The organism is Streptomyces sp. NPDC042638, from assembly GCF_040647235.1.
GTDB lineage: Bacteria > Actinomycetota > Actinomycetes > Streptomycetales > Streptomycetaceae > Streptomyces > Streptomyces rameus.
In genome coordinates this window covers 88,602-105,524 of sequence record NZ_JBEZBT010000015.1, presented here as the reverse complement: position 1 = coordinate 105,524, position 16,923 = coordinate 88,602, and the positions used below count along the sequence as shown (strand labels likewise).

Genomic DNA, 16,923 nt, shown 5'->3' with positions numbered 1-16,923 from the left:
CGGCTCAGGGACGGCTCGGGGTCTCTCGGGGTCTCTCCGGGCTCCCGGGACCGCCCGGCATCGCCCGGGGTTACCGTGACCCCATGACCGACGGCCTGCCCGAGATGACCAGCCTGGAGCGCACCGCCCTCTACAAGTCCCTCGGCAACCCCCTGCGCCGCCGCATCCTCGACTACCTCGGCCGGCACGGTGAGGCGAACTCCACCGGCCTCGCCCGCGAACTCGGCGAGAGCTCCGGAACGACCAGCTACCACCTGCGCAAACTCGCCGAGCAGCGGCTCATCGAGGAGATCCCGGAGAAGTCCGGCGGCCGGGAGCGCTGGTGGCGGGCGCTGCCCTTCCGGCACACCACGCCCGACCCGGCCACCATGGCCCCCGAGGAGTACGCGGCAGCGGCCGAGCTGGCCGAGCTGAAGATCGAGTTCGACACCGCCCTGTACCGCCGCGCCCACCACGAGTACCGCGGCCCCGAGGGCTGGGCCCAGGTCCAGCGCCACGGCACCTGGCTCACCAGAGAGGAACTGGCCGCCTTCATGCGGGAGTACCACGCTCTGCTGGACCGCTACGGCACCCCGCGCGAGGAGGCACCGGACGGGGCACGCCCGGTGCTCATGCGTTTCTACGCGGTGCCGGAGCCCGTGGGAGAGTGGAACGGTGAACCGACTGGCCCATGAGACGTCCCCGTATCTGCTCCAGCACGCCGACAACCCCGTCGACTGGTGGCCGTGGTCGGCCGAGGCCTTCGACGAGGCCCGCAGGACGAACAAACCCGTGCTGCTGAGCGTCGGGTACAGCAGCTGCCACTGGTGCCACGTCATGGCCCACGAGTCCTTCGAGGACCGGGCCACCGCCGACTACCTCAATGAGCACTTCGTCAGCGTCAAGGTCGACCGCGAGGAGCGGCCGGACGTGGACGCCGTCTACATGGAGGCCGTCCAGGCGGCCACCGGTCAGGGCGGCTGGCCCATGACCGTGTTCCTCACCGCGGACGGGGAGCCGTTCTACTTCGGCACCTACTTCCCGCCCGCGCCGCGCCATGGCATGCCCTCCTTCCGGCAGGTCCTGGAAGGCGTGCAGCAGGCCTGGAGCACCCGGCACGACGAGGTCAGCGAGGTCGCCGGGAAGATCGTGCGCGACCTGTCCCAGCGGGAGATCGTCCGGCAGGCCGCCGAGGCCCCCGGCGAGCAGGAACTGGCCCAGGCCCTCCTCGGCCTCACCCGCGAGTACGACCCGCAGCGCGGCGGATTCGGCGGCGCGCCCAAGTTCCCGCCGTCCATGGTGCTGGAGTTCCTGCTGCGGCACCACGCGCGCACCGGCGCCGAGGGCGCGCTGCAGATGGCCCAGGACACCTGTGAGCGGATGGCGCGGGGCGGTCTGTACGACCAGCTCGGCGGCGGCTTCGCCCGGTACTCCGTCGACCGCGACTGGGTCGTGCCGCACTTCGAGAAGATGCTGTACGACAACGCCCTGCTCTGCCGGGTCTACGCCCACCTGTGGCGGGCCACCGGCTCGGACCTCGCCCGGCGGGTCGCGCTGGAGACCGCCGAGTTCATGGTCCGCGAACTGCGTACCGCGGAGGGCGGGTTCGCGTCCGCGCTCGACGCCGACAGCGACGACGGCACGGGCCGGCACGTCGAGGGGGCGTACTACGTCTGGACGCCGGAGCAGCTGGGTGCCGTCCTCGGCGAGGAAGACGGCCGGCTCGCCGCCCAGTACTTCGCGGTGACCGACGAGGGCACCTTCGAGCACGGACAGTCCGTCCTGCAGCTCCCGCAGACCGAGGGAGTCTTCGACGCCGAGAAGGTCGCCTCGGTGAAGGAGCGGCTCCTCGCCGCCAGGGGCCGGCGGCCCGCCCCCGGCCGGGACGACAAGGTCGTCGCCGCCTGGAACGGGCTCGCCGTCGCCGCGCTCGCCGAGACCGGCGCCTACTTCGGCCGGCCCGACCTGACCGAGGCCGCCCTCGGCGCCGCCGATCTGCTCGTCCGCGTCCACCTGGACGAACACGGCCGGCTCGCCCGCACCAGCAGGGACGGCCGCGTCGGCGCCAACGCGGGCGTCCTGGAGGACTACGCCGACGTCGCCGAGGGTTTCCTCGCGCTCGCCTCGGTGACCGGGGAGGGTGTCTGGCTGGACTTCGCCGGCCTGCTGCTCGGCCATGTGCTCGCCCGCTTCGCCGACCCGGCGACCGGTGCCCTGTTCGACACCGCCTCCGACGCCGAGCAGCTCATCCGCCGGCCCCAGGACCCCACCGACAACGCCGCGCCCTCCGGCTGGACCGCCGCGGCCGGTGCGCTGCTGAGCTACGCGGCCCACACCGGTTCCGCACCGCACCGGGAGGCGGCCGAGCGGGCGCTGGGGGTCGTGAAGACCCTCGGACCGCGCGTGCCCCGGTTCATCGGGTGGGGGCTCGCCGTCGCCGAGGCGCTGCTCGACGGGCCACGCGAGGTGGCCGTGGCCGGACCGGCCCTGGACGACGAGCGGACGGCCGCCCTGCACCGGACGGCGCTGCTGGGCGCCGCTCCGGGGGCCGTCGTCGCCTTCGGCACCCCCGGCAGCGACGAGTTCCCGCTCCTCGCCGACCGCACCCTCGTCGACGGCGCACCGACCGCGTACGTCTGCCGGGGCTTCGTCTGCGATCTGCCGGTGACGGACCCGGCGGCTCTGCGGGCCCGGCTGACGTCTTCCTGACCGGACCGCCCGCTCCCGTCAGCCCGACGGGTCCGGCACCGGCTCCGGTACCGGACCCGTCACCGCGGCCGCCGCGCCCGGCACGGCCGCGGGAGCCGTCGGCCGGCCGCGCAGCCGCCGGTACAGCCAGCGGTCCACGACCAGGAAGCGGGCCGTGAACACGATCGCCATGCTGAGCGCGGTCGCCGGCAGCGCCGTCATGCCCCCGCCCGCGATGAGCAGCGCGGCGAGCGGGATCCGGGCCACCAGGTCGGCGTTGCCGACCCCCGCGAAGGTGAGCAGCCGTACCGAACGCCGGTGGTGGCGGCGCTGGTTGCGGTAGACGAAGGAATCGACCAGGGCGAAGTTCCACAGCAGTCCGGCCTGGTTGGCGATGATCTCGGCCGGTGCGTACGACAGGTCGGGGGCGGTCACGGTCAGCAGCCACAGCAGGGCGAGGTTGGGGACGAAGCCGGACAGGCCGACCAGTCCGAACACCACCGCGCGGGCCCGCGGGTCGGCGGTGCGCAGGGTGATCAGATGGCGCAGGAAGCGCAGGCCCTCCCTCGCCGTCGACTTGGACGTGCCCGCGTGCCGCTCGCCGAAGGCGTACGGCACCTCGGCGACCCCGCGCGGCCGGCACCGTACCGCCAGTTCCAGCAGGATCTTGTAGCCGAGCGGCTGCAGGCCCTCGTCCTCGGTGGCGGCCCGGTCCACGGCCGTACGGCGGATGGCGAAGAAGCCGCTCATCGGGTCGCTGAGCCCGCTCAGTGCCCGCGGGAAGAGGGACTTGGCCAGCCGGGTCGAGGAGCCGGAGACGAGTCTGCGGTAGCCGCCGGCCAGGCCGCCGCGGTCGCCGCCGGCGGCGTAACGGCTGGCGACGACCAGCTCGGCGCCGGTCGACTCGCCTTGTGCGACCAGCTCGCGGATCAGCTCGGGCGGGTGCTGGAGGTCGGCGTCGATGACGACGATCCAGGGTGCCGTGGCGCGGGTGAACCCCTCCACCACCGCGCCGCCGAGACCCCCGGCCGGCTCCTCCCGGTGGTGCAGCACCACCGGGAAGGGGCAGTGCGCGGCCTCCCTCTCGATCACCGCGCAGGTGTGGTCCGTGGAGTCGTCGGCGAAGACCACCTCGATACGCGGCCCGGCCGGGACGGCGGCGGCGACGCGGGTGAGCAACGCGTGGATGTTGTCGGCTTCGTTGAACGTCGGTACGACGACCGACACGTCGGCGGGCAGCGCCGTCACCGGGCCTCCTGGGGCTGCGGGGTCTGCACGGGCAGATGGGCGCCGACATGGGAGGTCAGCTCCCAGTCGTGCCGCCCGGTGTACTCGCGCCACACCGCGCGCAGCGCGGCGGCGGCCAGGACGACCGCGTACACCGGCCCGCCGGCGATGAGCTTGACGTAGTGCCGGACACCTATGCGGAAGCCGTACTCCTTGCCGAAGTCGTGCAGCGCCACGGCCTCGAAGACCACCATGGCGGCCATCGGGATCATGGGCAGCCAGGCGAACAGCGAGAACGGCAGCGGTACGCCGCCGATCAGCGCGGCCAGGATGCCGAGCGGGATCATCACACCGGTCGCCGCCTGCACGAACGGGGTGCTCAGCGTGTAGCGGGCGAGCAGCCGCTGGCCGACGCCGGGCAGCTGCCGCCACTCGCCCTTGCGCAGCACCTGGAGGAACCCCTGGTTCCAGCGGGTGCGCTGCTTGTAGAGGCCCTTGAGGGTGTCGGGTGTCTCCTCGCGGGTGACGAGCGCGGAGTGGTAGGCGACGACGACCCTGGCGCCGCCGCTGGAGAGCCGTACGCCCAGATCGCAGTCCTCGGCGAGGCAGTCGCCGTCCCAGCCGCCGGTCCGCCGCAGCAGCTCGGAGCGGACGAAGACGGTGTTGCCGCCCAGCGGTATGAAGCCCTTGCGGGCGTGCAGGTGCAGCCGGCTGCGGAACCAGAAGAAGTACTCCAGGCAGTTGCGCAGGCTGTACCAGCTGCTCTGGTAGTTGATCAGCTGGACGCCGCCCTGGACGACGTCGGCGTTGTCCCGCCGGAAGGCGAAGTCGACGTGGCCCAGCAGTTCGGGGTGGACGACGTCCTCGGCGTCGAAGACCCCGATGACCTGCCCGCGGGCGTGCGGCAGCGCGGTGTTCAGGGCGCGCGGCTTGTTCTTCGCCTTGTGGGTGTCGACGACCGTGCGGACCTTCTCCGGGTGCTCCTCGGCGAGTTGGGCGGCGATGGCGGCGGTGCCCGGGTCGTCGTGGCCGACGATCACCAGGATCTCGTAGGACGGATGGCCGATGCGGAGCATCTGCTCGACGGTGTGCCGCAGGACGGCCTCCTCGTGCCGGGCCGGGACCAGCAGCGAGAAGGACAGGCCGGCCTTGCCGTCGGGCTCGGCGAACGCCGTGGACTGGAGTGTCTCCGGGGTGCGCCAGGCATGGAGCATCCACCACAGCGTGACGCCGGCGGCCACCATCAGGACGACGGAATCGATGAACAGGACAGCGGAGACCACGAATTCCCCCCTCGGTTCCCTGGTCTTCCTCGTACTCGCGCAGCGGAACGCGATCATTCGGGCCCGAATCAAACCCCCCGGTTCCCCCCGGACCCTGTGGACGCTGCTTCCCCCGGTCTTCCGGGGGTATTTCCCGCGTGACCGTAAAGCGGTCGCGGCGAGCTTTCCAGTGAAGCTAGCAGGTTTGCCATTTCCCCGGCAATGCGGCCTCCGCCCACGATCGGAATCTTATGTTCCGCACATGGAGTGGGGCGACCTGTGCCATCATGCTGCGGCCTGCCCGATTTCTCAGGGGGTTCAAGGGGGAGGTCCCTGAGGCGTGTCGGGCCTTAAGTGGGGGTGGGGGATTCCGTATGGGGACTGCCGTTGTGCTCCGACCGGCGGCCGATAATGCACAAGCGGAGCGGCACGCGGCGCGCCGCACATTGTTTCGACCCGATTATTTCTGGGTTGCGCCGGTAATCATCATCGCGCTCGTGCTACGCGCGCGGGGAATCGGGAAATACCCGTTTCCGAACGACGACGAGGGCACCTATCTCGCGCAGGCCTGGGCCGTCCGGCACGGAGAACTCGCGCACTACACCTACTGGTACGACCACCCGCCGCTCGGTTGGATACAGCTCAGCGCGGTCTCCTGGCTGCCGGATCTGCTCCGGCCCGGTCTGCCCACCTTCGTCCAGGGCCGGCTCGCCATGCTCCCGGTGGCCGCCGTGACCTGCGTCCTCGTCTACGCCGTCGGCCGCCGGCTCGGCCTGGCCCGGCCCACCGCCGCGGGCGCCGTCCTGCTGTACGCGCTCTCGCCGCTCGCGGTGGTGCTGCACCGGCAGATCTACCTGGACAACTTCGCCGTCCCGTGGGCGCTCGCCGCGTTCGCCTTCGCCCTCTCGCCGCGCCGCCACCTGTGGCACCACGTCGCGGCCGGCATGTCCTTCGCGCTCGCGGTGCTCTCCAAGGAGACCATCGGCGTCCTGCTGCCGGTGCTGCTGGTGGCGATGTGGCAGGGCAGCCACTCCAGCACCCGCAAGTTCTCCCTGGCCGGCTTCTTCTCCGGCTTCGTGCTGACCGGCCTGTTCTATCCGCTGTACGCCCTGCTCAAGGGCGAGCTGCTGCCCGGCGCCGGGCATGTGTCGCTGCTCGGCACGCTCACGTTCCAGCTCGGCGGACGCCAGGGCAGCGGTTCCGCCTTCCGGGCCGGCACCGACGCCCACCAGCTGTTCACGGACTGGCTCGCCCGTGACCCGTACCTGCTCATCGGCGGCGCCGTGGCCGCGCTGTGCGCGCTGCCGGTGCGCCGGCTGCGGCCCGCCGCCCTGGCCGTCCTGGTGCTCGCCCTGGTCGCGCTCAGGCCGGGCGGATACCTGCCGCAGATGTACATCGCGCAGGTGCTGCCCTTCCTCGCGCTGACCCTCGCCGGACTCGTCCAGGTCCTGATCGAGCGGCTGCCCGGCCGGCCCCGGCTGCGGGCCGCCGCCGCACTCGCCGTGGTCCTCGCCGCCGCGGCGGTCGCCGGCCCCGCCTGGTACCACCAGGACCGACTCGCCACCACCGCCGACGACAACCGCGTCTACCGCGACGCCGCCCGCTGGCTGCGCGAGACGGACACCGGCGACCGGGACAAGGTCCGCCTGGTCACCGACGGCGTGCTCTGGCTGGATGCCGCCGACGCCGGATACCGGCCGGGCACCGGCGTCATCTGGCACTACAAGCTGGACCAGGACCCGGCCGTCACCAAGACACTGCCGCACGGCTGGAAGGACATCGACTACGTGGTGTCCACGCCCGCCCTGCGCGGCGAGCGCGAGCATCTGCCCACGCTGCGGGCCCTGTTCGCGCACGGCACACCGGTCGCCACCTTCGGGGAGGGCGGCGGCCGGATCGACATCCTCCGGATCGGCCGCGCCGGCTGATCCGCAGGACCCGTCACCGATCGAGGGGGGACCCGCCATGCCGTACACCGTCATGCCCTGCCGCCCGGGCGCGCACCGCCCGGGCCGACCGTCCAGAGCCCGGCCCGGCCGGCACCGCCTGCTGCTCACCGCCCTGCTGCTGTTCACCGCCGCGCTCGGCCTCGGCCCGCTCGGCGCCGAGCACGCCACCGCCGCGACCAACCTGGTGCAGAACCCCGGCCTGGAGGTACTCGACGGACCGGCCCGGTTCCCGCGGTGCTTCGAGAAGTCCGGCTGGGGCGACAACGACTTCTCCTTCGCCGTCACCGACGACGCCCACAGCGGCAGCCGTGCCGTCCGTATCCAGCTGACCCGGCGCGGCGACGGCGACCGCAAGACGATGATGCTGGAGAACTCCTGCGCCCCGCTGGTCACTCCCGGCCACCAGTACGACCTGTCGTTCTGGTACAAGTCCACGACACCGGACGTGGCGTTCACCCTGTTCCGGCACGACACCACCCAGGGCTGGGTCTACTGGACCGACCTCAAGACCCTGCCCCAGGCGGCCGGCTGGACCCGCACCGAGGTGCGCACCCCGGTCATCCCGCCCCACACCGACCAGGTCACCTGGGGCGGTGCCCTGTACGGCGTCGGCACCCTCACCACCGACGACTACGCGATGACCGACGCCACCGTCCTCGCCGACCCGGACCCCTGCACGGCAGGGGGCACCGGCCCGGAGTGCCGGGGCAGGTGGACCGTGCAGTCCGTCGACTCCCCGGTGCGCGCCATCCACTCGGTGCTGTTGCACACCGGCAAGGTGCTGCTGATCGCCGGATCCGGCAACGACCGGGCCGCGTTCGCCGCCGGCACCTTCAAGACCACCCTGTTCGACCCGGCCACCGGCACCTACACCGACATCCCCACCCCGCAGGACTTCTTCTGCGCGGGGCACGTCCAGCTCCCGGACGGCCGGGTGCTGGTGGTCGGCGGCAACAAGGACTACGCGTCACCCGACGGCAGCGTCGGCTACAAGGGCCTGAGGACCAGCTACATCTTCGACCCGGCCCAGAACAAGTACGTCAGGGCCAACGACATGCTGGCCGGCCACTGGTACCCGTCCGCCACCGAGATGGGCAACGGTGACGTCGTCGCGCTCGGCGGTCTCGGCGAGGACTCCGCCGGCACGGTCGTCAACGAGCACTTCTCCTACGCCCAGAACAAGTGGCTGCCGATGGGCGAGGCCAAGCAGGCGTGGTCCTTCTGGGGCCTGTACCCGTCGATGATCCTGCTCCAGGACGGCCGCCTCTTCTACACCGGCAGCCATGTCTTCGGCCCCGGCCTGCCCGGCACCGGCGCCTCCGTCTACGACTACGACGCCGGGACCATCAGCGAGGTGCCCGGACTGCGCAAGAAGGACGAGCGCGACGAGTCCATGTCGGTGCTGCTGCCTCCCGCCCAGGACCAGAGGGTCCTCACCATGGGCGGCGGCAACCACACCGTCTCGCCGGACGCCAACCGGCTGGTCGACCTGATCGACATGAAGGCCGGCTCCCCGGGGTACGTCCCGGCCCCCGACCTGCCGCAGGGCCACTACACCGACGGCAGCCCGCAGACCGGCGCCCAGGGCAAGGTCTACGTCTCCGCCGTGATCCTGCCCGACGGCAAGGTCCTGGAGACCGGCGGCGCCCTGCACACCTACCGCGAGGACCCCGTCTTCGAGGCGTCCCTGTACGACCCGGCCACCAACACGTTCCAGGCGGGCCTGGCCACCGACCCGGTGCCGCGGACCTACCACTCCTCGTCCACCCTGCTCCCGGACGGCCGCGTCCTCAGCATCGGCAACAACCCCGGTGACGGCTCCTTCGACCAGCGCGTGTCGATCTACGAGCCGCCGTACCTGTTCAAGGGCGACCGGCCGCAGATCACCTCCGTCGCGAGCACCCGCTGGACGTACGGAAGCTCGCAGCGCATCACCGTCGACAAGCCGGTGGTGAAGGCCTCCCTGATCCGCCCGGCCGCCGTCACCCACTCCTCCGACCCCAACCAGCGCTACGTCGACCTGCCGATGACGGTCGACGGCAACACCGTCGACCTCAGTCTGACCAGCAACCCGAACCTGGCACCGCCCGGCTGGTACATGCTGTCGGTGGTCGACGCGAACGGCGTGCCGTCGGTGGCCAAGTGGGTCCGCGTCGGCTCTGAGGGCCAGGTCGCCGCGGCCCGGGTGCAGTCCTTCGCCGACGAACTCAAGGCGAGCGGGCAGAGCACGAGCGCCACGGACGGCATGAGCGGCATGAGCGGCATGAGCGGCATGAACGGCATGAACGGCATGGCGCACGGGACGGCGCACGGGACGGCGCACCGGCACACCGGCGTGAAGGTGGCCGAGGGCTACGACGGCTGCGACCACGCCTACGGCCGGATCAACCAGTGCGTGCCGTGGACGTTCCCGAAGATGCCGCGGGCCGACCGGTGCGCCTGGCTGCTCGCCAGGGGCTACGGCCGCCTGGCGGTGCACGGCCGCGACCGGCACCACCTGGACCGCGACGGGGACGGCACCGCCTGCGGGAAGGGGGACCTGGGCAGGCGCTAGCGCTCCTTCAGGGCGCGCCCCACGATGGCTTCCAGCTGTTCGTGGTGCGCGCCCTTCCAGTACGCGCGACCGCAGGCCGTGCACTGGGCGAAGACGTCGTACGACCGCTGGGTGCCGCCCTTGAGCTGGTCGGCGACCTCCTCCTTGGTGGCCTCCCTCAGCAGGCCGTTGCAGGCGGTGCAGCGGGTCCAGGGGCGCAGCTCGGGGGCGAAGCGGTCCAGCACGTCCTGGAGCTGGTCGTCGGGGCGGGTGCTGTAGACGAAGGCGCCGGCCCACAGTTCCCGGCGGCGCAGCAGGCCCCGGTCCCGGCTGAGCATGACCCGCTGTTCGGCCGCCGAGCGTGCGGCGAGCGCCGGGTCGCCGATGTCCGTCGACTCGTAGGCCGCGTCCACGCCGAGCAGCCGCAGCCGGCGGGCCAGCGTGCCGAGGTGGACGTCGAGGAGGAAGCGGAGGGGAGCGCCGGGGACCTGTTGCGGACGTTTCACCGCACGGACCGAGACGCGCTCGCCCGCCGCGGGAATGTGCGAGACGGGCACCTCACGGTCGTCCACGACCAGCGTGCCGACCTCGGTGAGCGGAACTCCGAGGGACTCGACGACGTGACCGAGTGTCGAGACGCCGTCCGTGGCCAGGGCCGTGGCCGCGCCGCGGCGGCCGGCCGGTACGAACAGGTGCAGCTCGGGGGCGACTTCCACGTGGATCCGCGTTCCGTTCACCCCGTCAGGATGCCACGGGCGGTGCCGTGGGCCTCAGGGATTTCCGGGGCCGAGACCGTGCTCCATGACGTCCAGGGCCCGCTCCACGAGGTCCCTCAGCTCGCCGTCGAAGCCGTTCTCCGCCCAGTACATGGTGACCTCCATCAGCCCGCCGACGAGGGCCATCGCGCTGACGCGCACCTCAAGGCTCTCCGGGTCGCGGCCCGTGCGCTCCGCGATGGCCCGGCGGAGCAGGCGGCCGGTCCGGGACATGTTCTCGAAGTGCCGGGAGCGGACGGCGGGCACCTGGACGCCGAGGCGGGCCCGCAGCCGGAGCACCTCCGGGTCCTCCTCCTCGCTCAGGTCGAGGGCCCTGCGCACCACGTGCCGGAGGGAGTCCGTCCACGGCTCGTCCTCGGGCCGTGCGCGCAGCTCCTCCAGCATCAGCGGCTCGTACTCGTCCGTGAGGACGATGTCCTCCTTGGTCGGGAAGTAACGGAAGACGGTCGACGGCGACACCTCGGCCCGCTCGGCGATCTGCTCGATCGTCGTGGCGTCGTACCCCTGCTCCCTGACCAGCGCGTAGGTCGCCGTGCGGATCGCCTCACGGGTCTTGGTCTTCTTCCGCTCCCGCAGTCCGGGGCGGGGGCGGTCGGCGGGGGAGCAGGGGGAGGGTGCGGCCGTCATGGGGTCATTCTCCGGCAATCGGTCCCGGAGAACCCCTCTCCCGGCTGGGATGCACTGTCACAAACATGTCGCTGTCAAAAGAACCACGCTGCCGGGCGACGGGAAACGGCCACGACTCTGCTGAGCCGTGGCCGGGAGGGGATGGGGGAGGGGCTACGCGTGCTGGTAGGCCACCAGCGAGATCCCGACGTAGTGCACGACGAACGCGGCGAGGGTCAGGGAGTGGAAGACCTCGTGGAAGCCGAACCAGCGCGGTGACGGGTTCGGGCGCTTGATGCCGTAGATCACGCCGCCGGCACTGTAGAGCAGGCCGCCGACGACCACCAGGACCAGGACGGCGATGCCGCCCTCGCGCAGGAAGTCGGGCAGGTAGAAGACGGCCGCCCAGCCCATCGCGAGGTAGCAGGGCGTGTAGAGCCAGCGAGGGGCGCCGACCCAGAAGACGCGGAAGACGATGCCGGCCGCCGCGGCGGCCCAGATGCCCCACAGCAGCCACTGCCCCTTGGCGCCGGGCAGCAGCAGCATGGTCAGCGGGGTGTAGGTACCGGCGATGATCAGGAAGATGTTGGCGTGGTCGAGGCGGCGCAGCACGCCGTCCATCCGGGGGCTCCAGTCGCCCCGGTGGTACAGCGCGCTGACGCCGAAGAGGAGACAGGCCGTCAGGACGTAGATGCCGCAGGCGATGCGGCCTCTGGCCGAGTCGGCGAGGGCGGTGAGCACGAGGCCCGCGATGAGTACGGCCGGAAACATGCCGAGGTGCAGCCAGCCGCGCAGCCTGGGCTTGACCGGGTGCGGCAAGGAGAGCGCGACGGGACCGCGGCCGGCGGCCGGCGTGTCCTGAGGCGCGTCGGAGGCGGACACAGTCATGGCCGCATGGTACCGAGGTCGCCGTAAGTCGCCGATCAATGCGCGGTCAACAAAGTCGCCTGGCAAAAAGTCCTTCAGTTGAACCCCTCGTGGACGCAAAGAGTCGCGGTAACCGTGGGATTCCTCACGCCGCTCACCTGTGATGCGCTCTGGACAGATGCGCACTAAACTCGGATGATCAAATGAGTGCGGTCGGCACCGGATGAGCGGCTACGAAGCGTCCGGGTCGAGGCCCCCACGGGGCGAACACCACAAAAATCCCTCATTTAGGAGCAATCGTGGCGCGCGATATCGCGGCTCCCACCGTCGTCCCCACCAACCACCAGGAACTGATCTCGTGGGTCAACGAGATCGTCGAACTGACGCAGCCGGACAGCGTGGTCTGGTGTGACGGCTCCGAGGCCGAGTACGAGCGGCTGTGCGAGGAACTGGTCGCCAAGGGAACGTTCAAGAAGCTCGACCCGATCAAGCGCCCGCACTCCTACTACGCCGCCTCCGACCCGACCGACGTCGCGCGCGTCGAGGACCGCACCTTCATCTGCTCCGAGAAGGAGGAGGACGCCGGTCCCACCAACCACTGGAAGGCCCCCGCCGAGATGCGGGAGATCTTCTCCGGTGAGAAGGGCCTGTTCCGGGGCTCGATGCGGGGCCGCACGATGTACGTCGTCCCGTTCTGCATGGGCCCGCTCGGCTCCCCGCTCTCCGCGCTCGGCGTGGAGATCACCGACTCCGCGTACGTCGCCGTGTCCATGCGCACGATGACGCGCATGGGGCAGGCCGTCCTGGACGAGCTGGGCGACGAGGGCTTCTTCGTCAAGGCCGTCCACACCCTCGGCGCCCCGCTGGAGGCGGGCCAGGAGGACGTCCCGTGGCCCTGCAACTCCACCAAGTACATCTCGCACTTCCCCGAGGACCGCGAGATCTGGTCCTACGGCTCCGGCTACGGCGGCAACGCCCTGCTGGGCAAGAAGTGCTACGCCCTGCGCATCGCCTCCGTCATGGCGCGTGACGAGGGCTGGCTCGCCGAGCACATGCTGATCCTCAAGCTGACCCCGCCGCAGGGCGAGTCCAAGTACGTCGCCGCCGCCTTCCCGAGCGCCTGCGGCAAGACCAACCTCGCCATGCTGGAGCCCACGATCTCCGGCTGGACCGTGGAGACCATCGGCGACGACATCGCCTGGATGCGCTTCGGCGAGGACGGCCGCCTCTACGCGATCAACCCCGAGGCCGGCTTCTTCGGCGTCGCGCCCGGCACCGGTGAGCACACCAACGCCAACGCGATGAAGACCCTGTGGGGCAACGCGGTCTTCACCAACGTCGCGCTCACCGACGACGGCGACGTCTGGTGGGAGGGTATGACCGAGGAGGCGCCCGCCCACCTGACCGACTGGAAGGGCAACGACTGGACGCCGGAGTCCGGGACCCCGGCCGCCCACCCCAACGCCCGCTTCACCGTGCCCGCCTCGCAGTGCCCGATCATCGCGCCGGAGTGGGAGGACCCGAAGGGCGTGCCGATCTCGGCGATCCTCTTCGGTGGCCGCCGCGCCAGTGCGGTGCCGCTGGTGACGGAGTCCTTCGACTGGAACCACGGTGTCTTCCTCGGCGCCAACGTGGCCTCCGAGAAGACGGCCGCCGCCGAGGGAAAGGTCGGCGAGCTGCGCCGCGACCCCTTCGCGATGCTGCCGTTCTGCGGCTACAACATGGGCGACTACATGGCCCACTGGATCGACGTCGCCAAGGACAGGGACCAGTCCAGGCTGCCGAAGATCTACTACGTCAACTGGTTCCGCAAGAACGACGAGGGCAAGTTCGTCTGGCCCGGCTTCGGCGAGAACTCCCGTGTCCTGAAGTGGATCGTGGAGCGGCTGAACGGCAAGGCCGAGGGCGTCGAGACCCCCATCGGCGTGCTGCCGACGCGGGACGCGCTGGACACCGACGGCCTCGAACTGGACAGCAGCGACCTGGACTTCCTGCTCACGGTCGACAAGGAGGTCTGGCGCGAGGAGGCGGCCCTGATCCCCGAGCACCTCGACACCTTCGGCGACCACACCCCGAAGGAGCTGTGGGACCAGTACCGCGCGCTGGTGGAGCGCCTGGGCTGACGCCCGCCCAAGACCCCACGGCCGGCCGGGGTGTGCCCTGACCAGCGATCGTCACGACCGGCCGTGGCACAACCCCGAGGGGCCCCGCACAACGGCGTGCGGGGCCCCTCGTGCTCACTGCAGGCGGTCCCGCGGACACCGCGTGTACGACACAACGGCGAAGCCTCCGACGGCGAGCGGCGCCTTCCGCCAGGCCCCACGCGGTGTGTGGCGCCCGGTCCGCGCGTCGCTGCGGGTGCACGCGGACCGGGGCCGACAGGGGGACCCCCCGGCGGGGGTCAGCCGGCCGAGCTGAGTTCCTTCGGCCCGGCCGGCTTCGGGGCGGCACCGTGGGCGTCCATCCGCTCCGCCGCGAGGATCGCCGCGGCCGTGTCCGCGCGCGAGGCGGCGACCACCAGTGCCCGGCCGGCGAGGGTGTGCGCCCGCTGGTGCAGCGCGCACGGGTCGTCGGCCGCGGCCGATGCCGCCCGCAGTGGCGGACGTCCTCCCCGCAGGCGGGCCACCTGCGCCGCGAGGCGCTCCGCGGCCGTGTCCAGGTCGGCGGACGGGGTCAGGGCGCGCAGCTCGTCGGTGACCGCGAGCAGTGCGGCGAGGTGCCCGGCGAGCTGGATGTCCAGCTCCTCCTCGCGCGACCGGTGGGGGAAGTCGGAAGCGGTGCCGGCCATCGTGGTGTGGACCGACTTGGTGCGGATCGGTTCGTACATGGGGATGGCCTCCTGTGCTCTGACAGGAAACCATCTTAGCTTGGATTTCGTCTAAAGTTGAGTCGATTCACGGAGTGAAGTCCGTCGACTACGGCTGGCCGTATCCGTCCAGGAAGTTCCCGATCCTGGTCACCGCGTCGCGCAGATCGCCGACGGTCGGCAGGGTCACCACCCGGAAGTGATCAGGTTCCGGCCAGTTGAAGCCGGTGCCCTGCACGACCATGATCTTCTCCTGGCGCAGCAGGTCCAGGACCAGCTGCCGGTCGTCCCTGACCTTGAAGACCTGCGGGTCCAGGCGCGGGAACAGATACAGCGCGCCCTTCGGCCGGACGCAGCTCACGCCGGGGATCTGGGTCAGCAGCTCGTAGGCGGTGTCCATCTGCTCCTTCAGCCGCCCGCCCGGCAGTACCAGCTCGTTGATCGACTGGCGTCCGCCGAGCGCGGCGACCACCCCGTGCTGGCCCGGCATGTTGGCGCACAGTCGCATGTTCGCCAGGATCGTCAGGCCCTCGATGTAGGAGTCGGCGTGGGCGCGCGGGCCGGAGACCGACATCCAGCCGACGCGGTAGCCGGCCACCCGGTACGCCTTCGACATGCCGTTGAAGGTCAGGGTGAGCAGATCGGGGGCGACCTTCGCGGTCGGGGTGTGCGTGGCGCCGTCGTAGAGGATCTTGTCGTAGATCTCGTCGGAGCAGACCAGCAGGTTGTGCCGGCGGGCGATGTCCGTCAGCCCCTTGAGCATCGCCTCGTCGTAGACGGCGCCCGTGGGGTTGTTCGGGTTGATGATCACGATCGCCTTGGTGCGGTCGGTGACCTTGCGTTCGATGTCGGCGAGGTCGGGCATCCAGTCGGACTGCTCGTCGCAGCGGTAGTGCACCGCCGTACCGCCGGAGAGGGAGACGGCCGCCGTCCACAGGGGGTAGTCCGGTGCCGGTACGAGGACCTCGTCCCCGTCGTCCAGCAGCCCCTGCATCGCCATCACGATCAGCTCGGAGACGCCGTTGCCGATGAAGACGTGCTCGACGTCCGTCTCGATGCCGAGGGTCTGGTTGTGCATGACGACCGCGCGGCGGGCGGTGAGCAGGCCCTTGGCGTCCCCGTAGCCGTGCGCGTGGGAGACGTTGCGGAGGATGTCCTCCAGGATCTCCGGCGGGCACTCGAAGCCGAAGGCGGCCGGGTTGCCGGTGTTGAGCTTGAGGATGCGGTGGCCCGCCGCCTCCAGCCGCATGGCCTCTTCGAGAACCGGACCCCGGATCTCGTAACAGACGTTGGCGAGCTTGGTCGACTGGATCACCTGCATGCCCGTGAGCTTACGACCCGGTAATGCCTCACGGGCCGTGTTTTCCACCACGTGAGACACCGAGTTTTGCCCGGAAATCGCCTCTGGCTGTCTCGGGAGCCACTTGCGTCCCTAGAATCCGCTGACATGTCCACGGAACGGGAGTACGAGGCGGGGCCGTACGGCGCGGACGCGGCGGGCGGTGCGCCGGGCATCCGGCCGAAGGTGTACCAACCGTTGCCCACCGTTGCCCCCGCGTACGAGGAGTACGCCGACCCCGCCGCCGCGCACGGCTGGCAGAACGCGTACGACGAGACGCGTGAGCTGCCCCGGGTGCCCCCGGAGTCCGGGCCGCCCGGGTCCGGTGGGGGGCGCGACGGGCGCCGCCGGGCGCGGCGGCGCGCGCGGGGCCGTCGGCGGGTGGCGGTCGTCGCCGGCTCCCTCGGGGTGGCCGGAGCCGTCGCGCTGATCGCCGGTCTGTCCGGATCGGGTTCCCCGGGCGGGTCCCGCCCCGCGGACGGCGGACGGGTCGCCGACGGGCCGGCCGGCAGCGGCACGACTGCCGACGCTCCGGCCCCGACGGCCACGACCCCGGTCTCGACGTCCCCGTCCCCGACGTCCCGGGCCGGCGCGGGGCCGGCCGTCGCCCCGGCCCCGGCAACCGCCGTCCGGTCCGCCGCGTCCTCGCCGACCCCTGCGGCCGGCGGCCCGGACGCGAGCGCCACCTCACGCGCACCGAGCGGCAGTCCGGCGCCGGTGACCTCGCCCCCCGCCTCTCCCACGCCCACGGCGTCGTCCGCCGCCACGGCGTGGCCCGGGCCCCGCCACGGGCACCACGGTCACGACTGGCCCCACCGCCCGCGCTGACACTGCTTCGCCGCCCCGTCCGGTGCCCAGCTGCGTGGCCCGGCCTGACGGCCCGGCCTGACG

General features: G+C 71.5%; 13 protein-coding genes. 6 read left to right on the top strand and 7 right to left on the bottom strand.

Annotation, left to right across the window (positions count from 1 at the left end; translation table 11 throughout):
* Positions 1-83 precede the first annotated feature (83 nt).
* Positions 84-674 carry a helix-turn-helix domain-containing protein gene (locus tag AB0B40_RS15345; RefSeq protein ID WP_362264078.1) on the top strand — a complete coding sequence of 197 codons (591 nt, stop codon included), beginning with the start codon at positions 84-86 and terminating at the stop codon, positions 672-674.
* Positions 655-2,688, top strand: a complete 2,034-nt coding sequence (locus AB0B40_RS15340; protein WP_362264077.1) for a thioredoxin domain-containing protein — start codon at positions 655-657, stop codon at positions 2,686-2,688. Before AB0B40_RS15345 ends, AB0B40_RS15340 begins: the two co-directional genes overlap by 20 nt.
* 18 nt (positions 2,689-2,706) lie before the next feature.
* Here the strand turns inward: AB0B40_RS15340 and AB0B40_RS15335 are convergent, their stop codons facing one another.
* Together AB0B40_RS15335 and AB0B40_RS15330 are read right to left on the bottom strand one after the other, a co-directional pair.
* Positions 2,707-3,915: a glycosyltransferase family 2 protein gene (locus tag AB0B40_RS15335; RefSeq protein ID WP_345048215.1), complete on the bottom strand. Its 1,209-nt coding sequence runs from the start codon at positions 3,913-3,915 to the stop codon at positions 2,707-2,709.
* Entirely contained in the window at positions 3,912-5,138 is a 1,227-nt protein-coding gene (locus AB0B40_RS15330; protein ID WP_362264091.1) for a glycosyltransferase family 2 protein, read from the bottom strand. Before AB0B40_RS15330 ends, AB0B40_RS15335 begins: the two co-directional genes overlap by 4 nt.
* A gap of 515 nt (positions 5,139-5,653) precedes the next feature.
* Here AB0B40_RS15330 and AB0B40_RS15325 point away from each other — a divergent pair.
* Together AB0B40_RS15325 and AB0B40_RS15320 are read left to right on the top strand one after the other, a co-directional pair.
* A complete protein-coding gene (locus AB0B40_RS15325) occupies positions 5,654-7,084 on the top strand; it encodes a glycosyltransferase family 39 protein (RefSeq protein WP_345048217.1) in 1,431 nt (476 codons plus the stop codon).
* Positions 7,085-7,121: 37 nt separating this feature from the next.
* On the top strand, positions 7,122-9,659 hold the full coding sequence (locus tag AB0B40_RS15320) for a galactose oxidase early set domain-containing protein (protein WP_362264076.1): 2,538 nt from the start codon (positions 7,122-7,124) through the stop codon (positions 9,657-9,659).
* Here the strand turns inward: AB0B40_RS15320 and AB0B40_RS15315 are convergent.
* The 3 genes from AB0B40_RS15315 to AB0B40_RS15305 form a co-directional block, all read right to left on the bottom strand.
* The gene (locus tag AB0B40_RS15315) at positions 9,656-10,375 is read right to left on the bottom strand and encodes a Mut7-C RNAse domain-containing protein (protein ID WP_345048221.1); all 720 of its coding nucleotides are present in this window, start codon (positions 10,373-10,375) and stop codon (positions 9,656-9,658) included. The genes AB0B40_RS15320 and AB0B40_RS15315 overlap by 4 nt on opposite strands.
* Positions 10,376-10,408: 33 nt before the next feature.
* The gene (locus AB0B40_RS15310) at positions 10,409-11,041 is read right to left on the bottom strand and encodes a TetR family transcriptional regulator (protein ID WP_345048222.1); all 633 of its coding nucleotides are present in this window, start codon (positions 11,039-11,041) and stop codon (positions 10,409-10,411) included.
* 153 nt (positions 11,042-11,194) lie between these two features.
* Positions 11,195-11,908 (bottom strand): hemolysin III family protein, encoded by a 714-nt coding sequence (locus AB0B40_RS15305; RefSeq protein WP_345048223.1) that lies wholly within the window; start codon positions 11,906-11,908, stop codon positions 11,195-11,197.
* A 278-nt stretch (positions 11,909-12,186) separates the two neighbouring features.
* On the opposite strand from AB0B40_RS15305, the gene AB0B40_RS15300 reads away from it, so the two are divergent.
* Positions 12,187-14,010 (top strand): phosphoenolpyruvate carboxykinase (GTP), encoded by a 1,824-nt coding sequence (locus AB0B40_RS15300; RefSeq protein ID WP_345048225.1) that lies wholly within the window; start codon positions 12,187-12,189, stop codon positions 14,008-14,010.
* Between the two features lie 278 nt (positions 14,011-14,288).
* On the opposite strand, the gene AB0B40_RS15295 is transcribed toward AB0B40_RS15300, so the two are convergent.
* Together AB0B40_RS15295 and AB0B40_RS15290 are read right to left on the bottom strand one after the other, a co-directional pair.
* Entirely contained in the window at positions 14,289-14,714 is a 426-nt protein-coding gene (locus AB0B40_RS15295) for a hypothetical protein (RefSeq protein ID WP_362264075.1), read from the bottom strand.
* 88 nt (positions 14,715-14,802) lie between these two features.
* The gene (locus AB0B40_RS15290; RefSeq protein WP_345048228.1) at positions 14,803-16,014 is read right to left on the bottom strand and encodes a pyridoxal phosphate-dependent aminotransferase; all 1,212 of its coding nucleotides are present in this window, start codon (positions 16,012-16,014) and stop codon (positions 14,803-14,805) included.
* Between the two features lie 126 nt (positions 16,015-16,140).
* On the opposite strand from AB0B40_RS15290, the gene AB0B40_RS15285 reads away from it, so the two are divergent.
* Complete coding sequence (locus tag AB0B40_RS15285) at positions 16,141-16,860, top strand: hypothetical protein (RefSeq protein WP_362264074.1); 720 nt, start codon at positions 16,141-16,143, stop codon at positions 16,858-16,860.
* Positions 16,861-16,923: the final 63 nt, after the last annotated feature.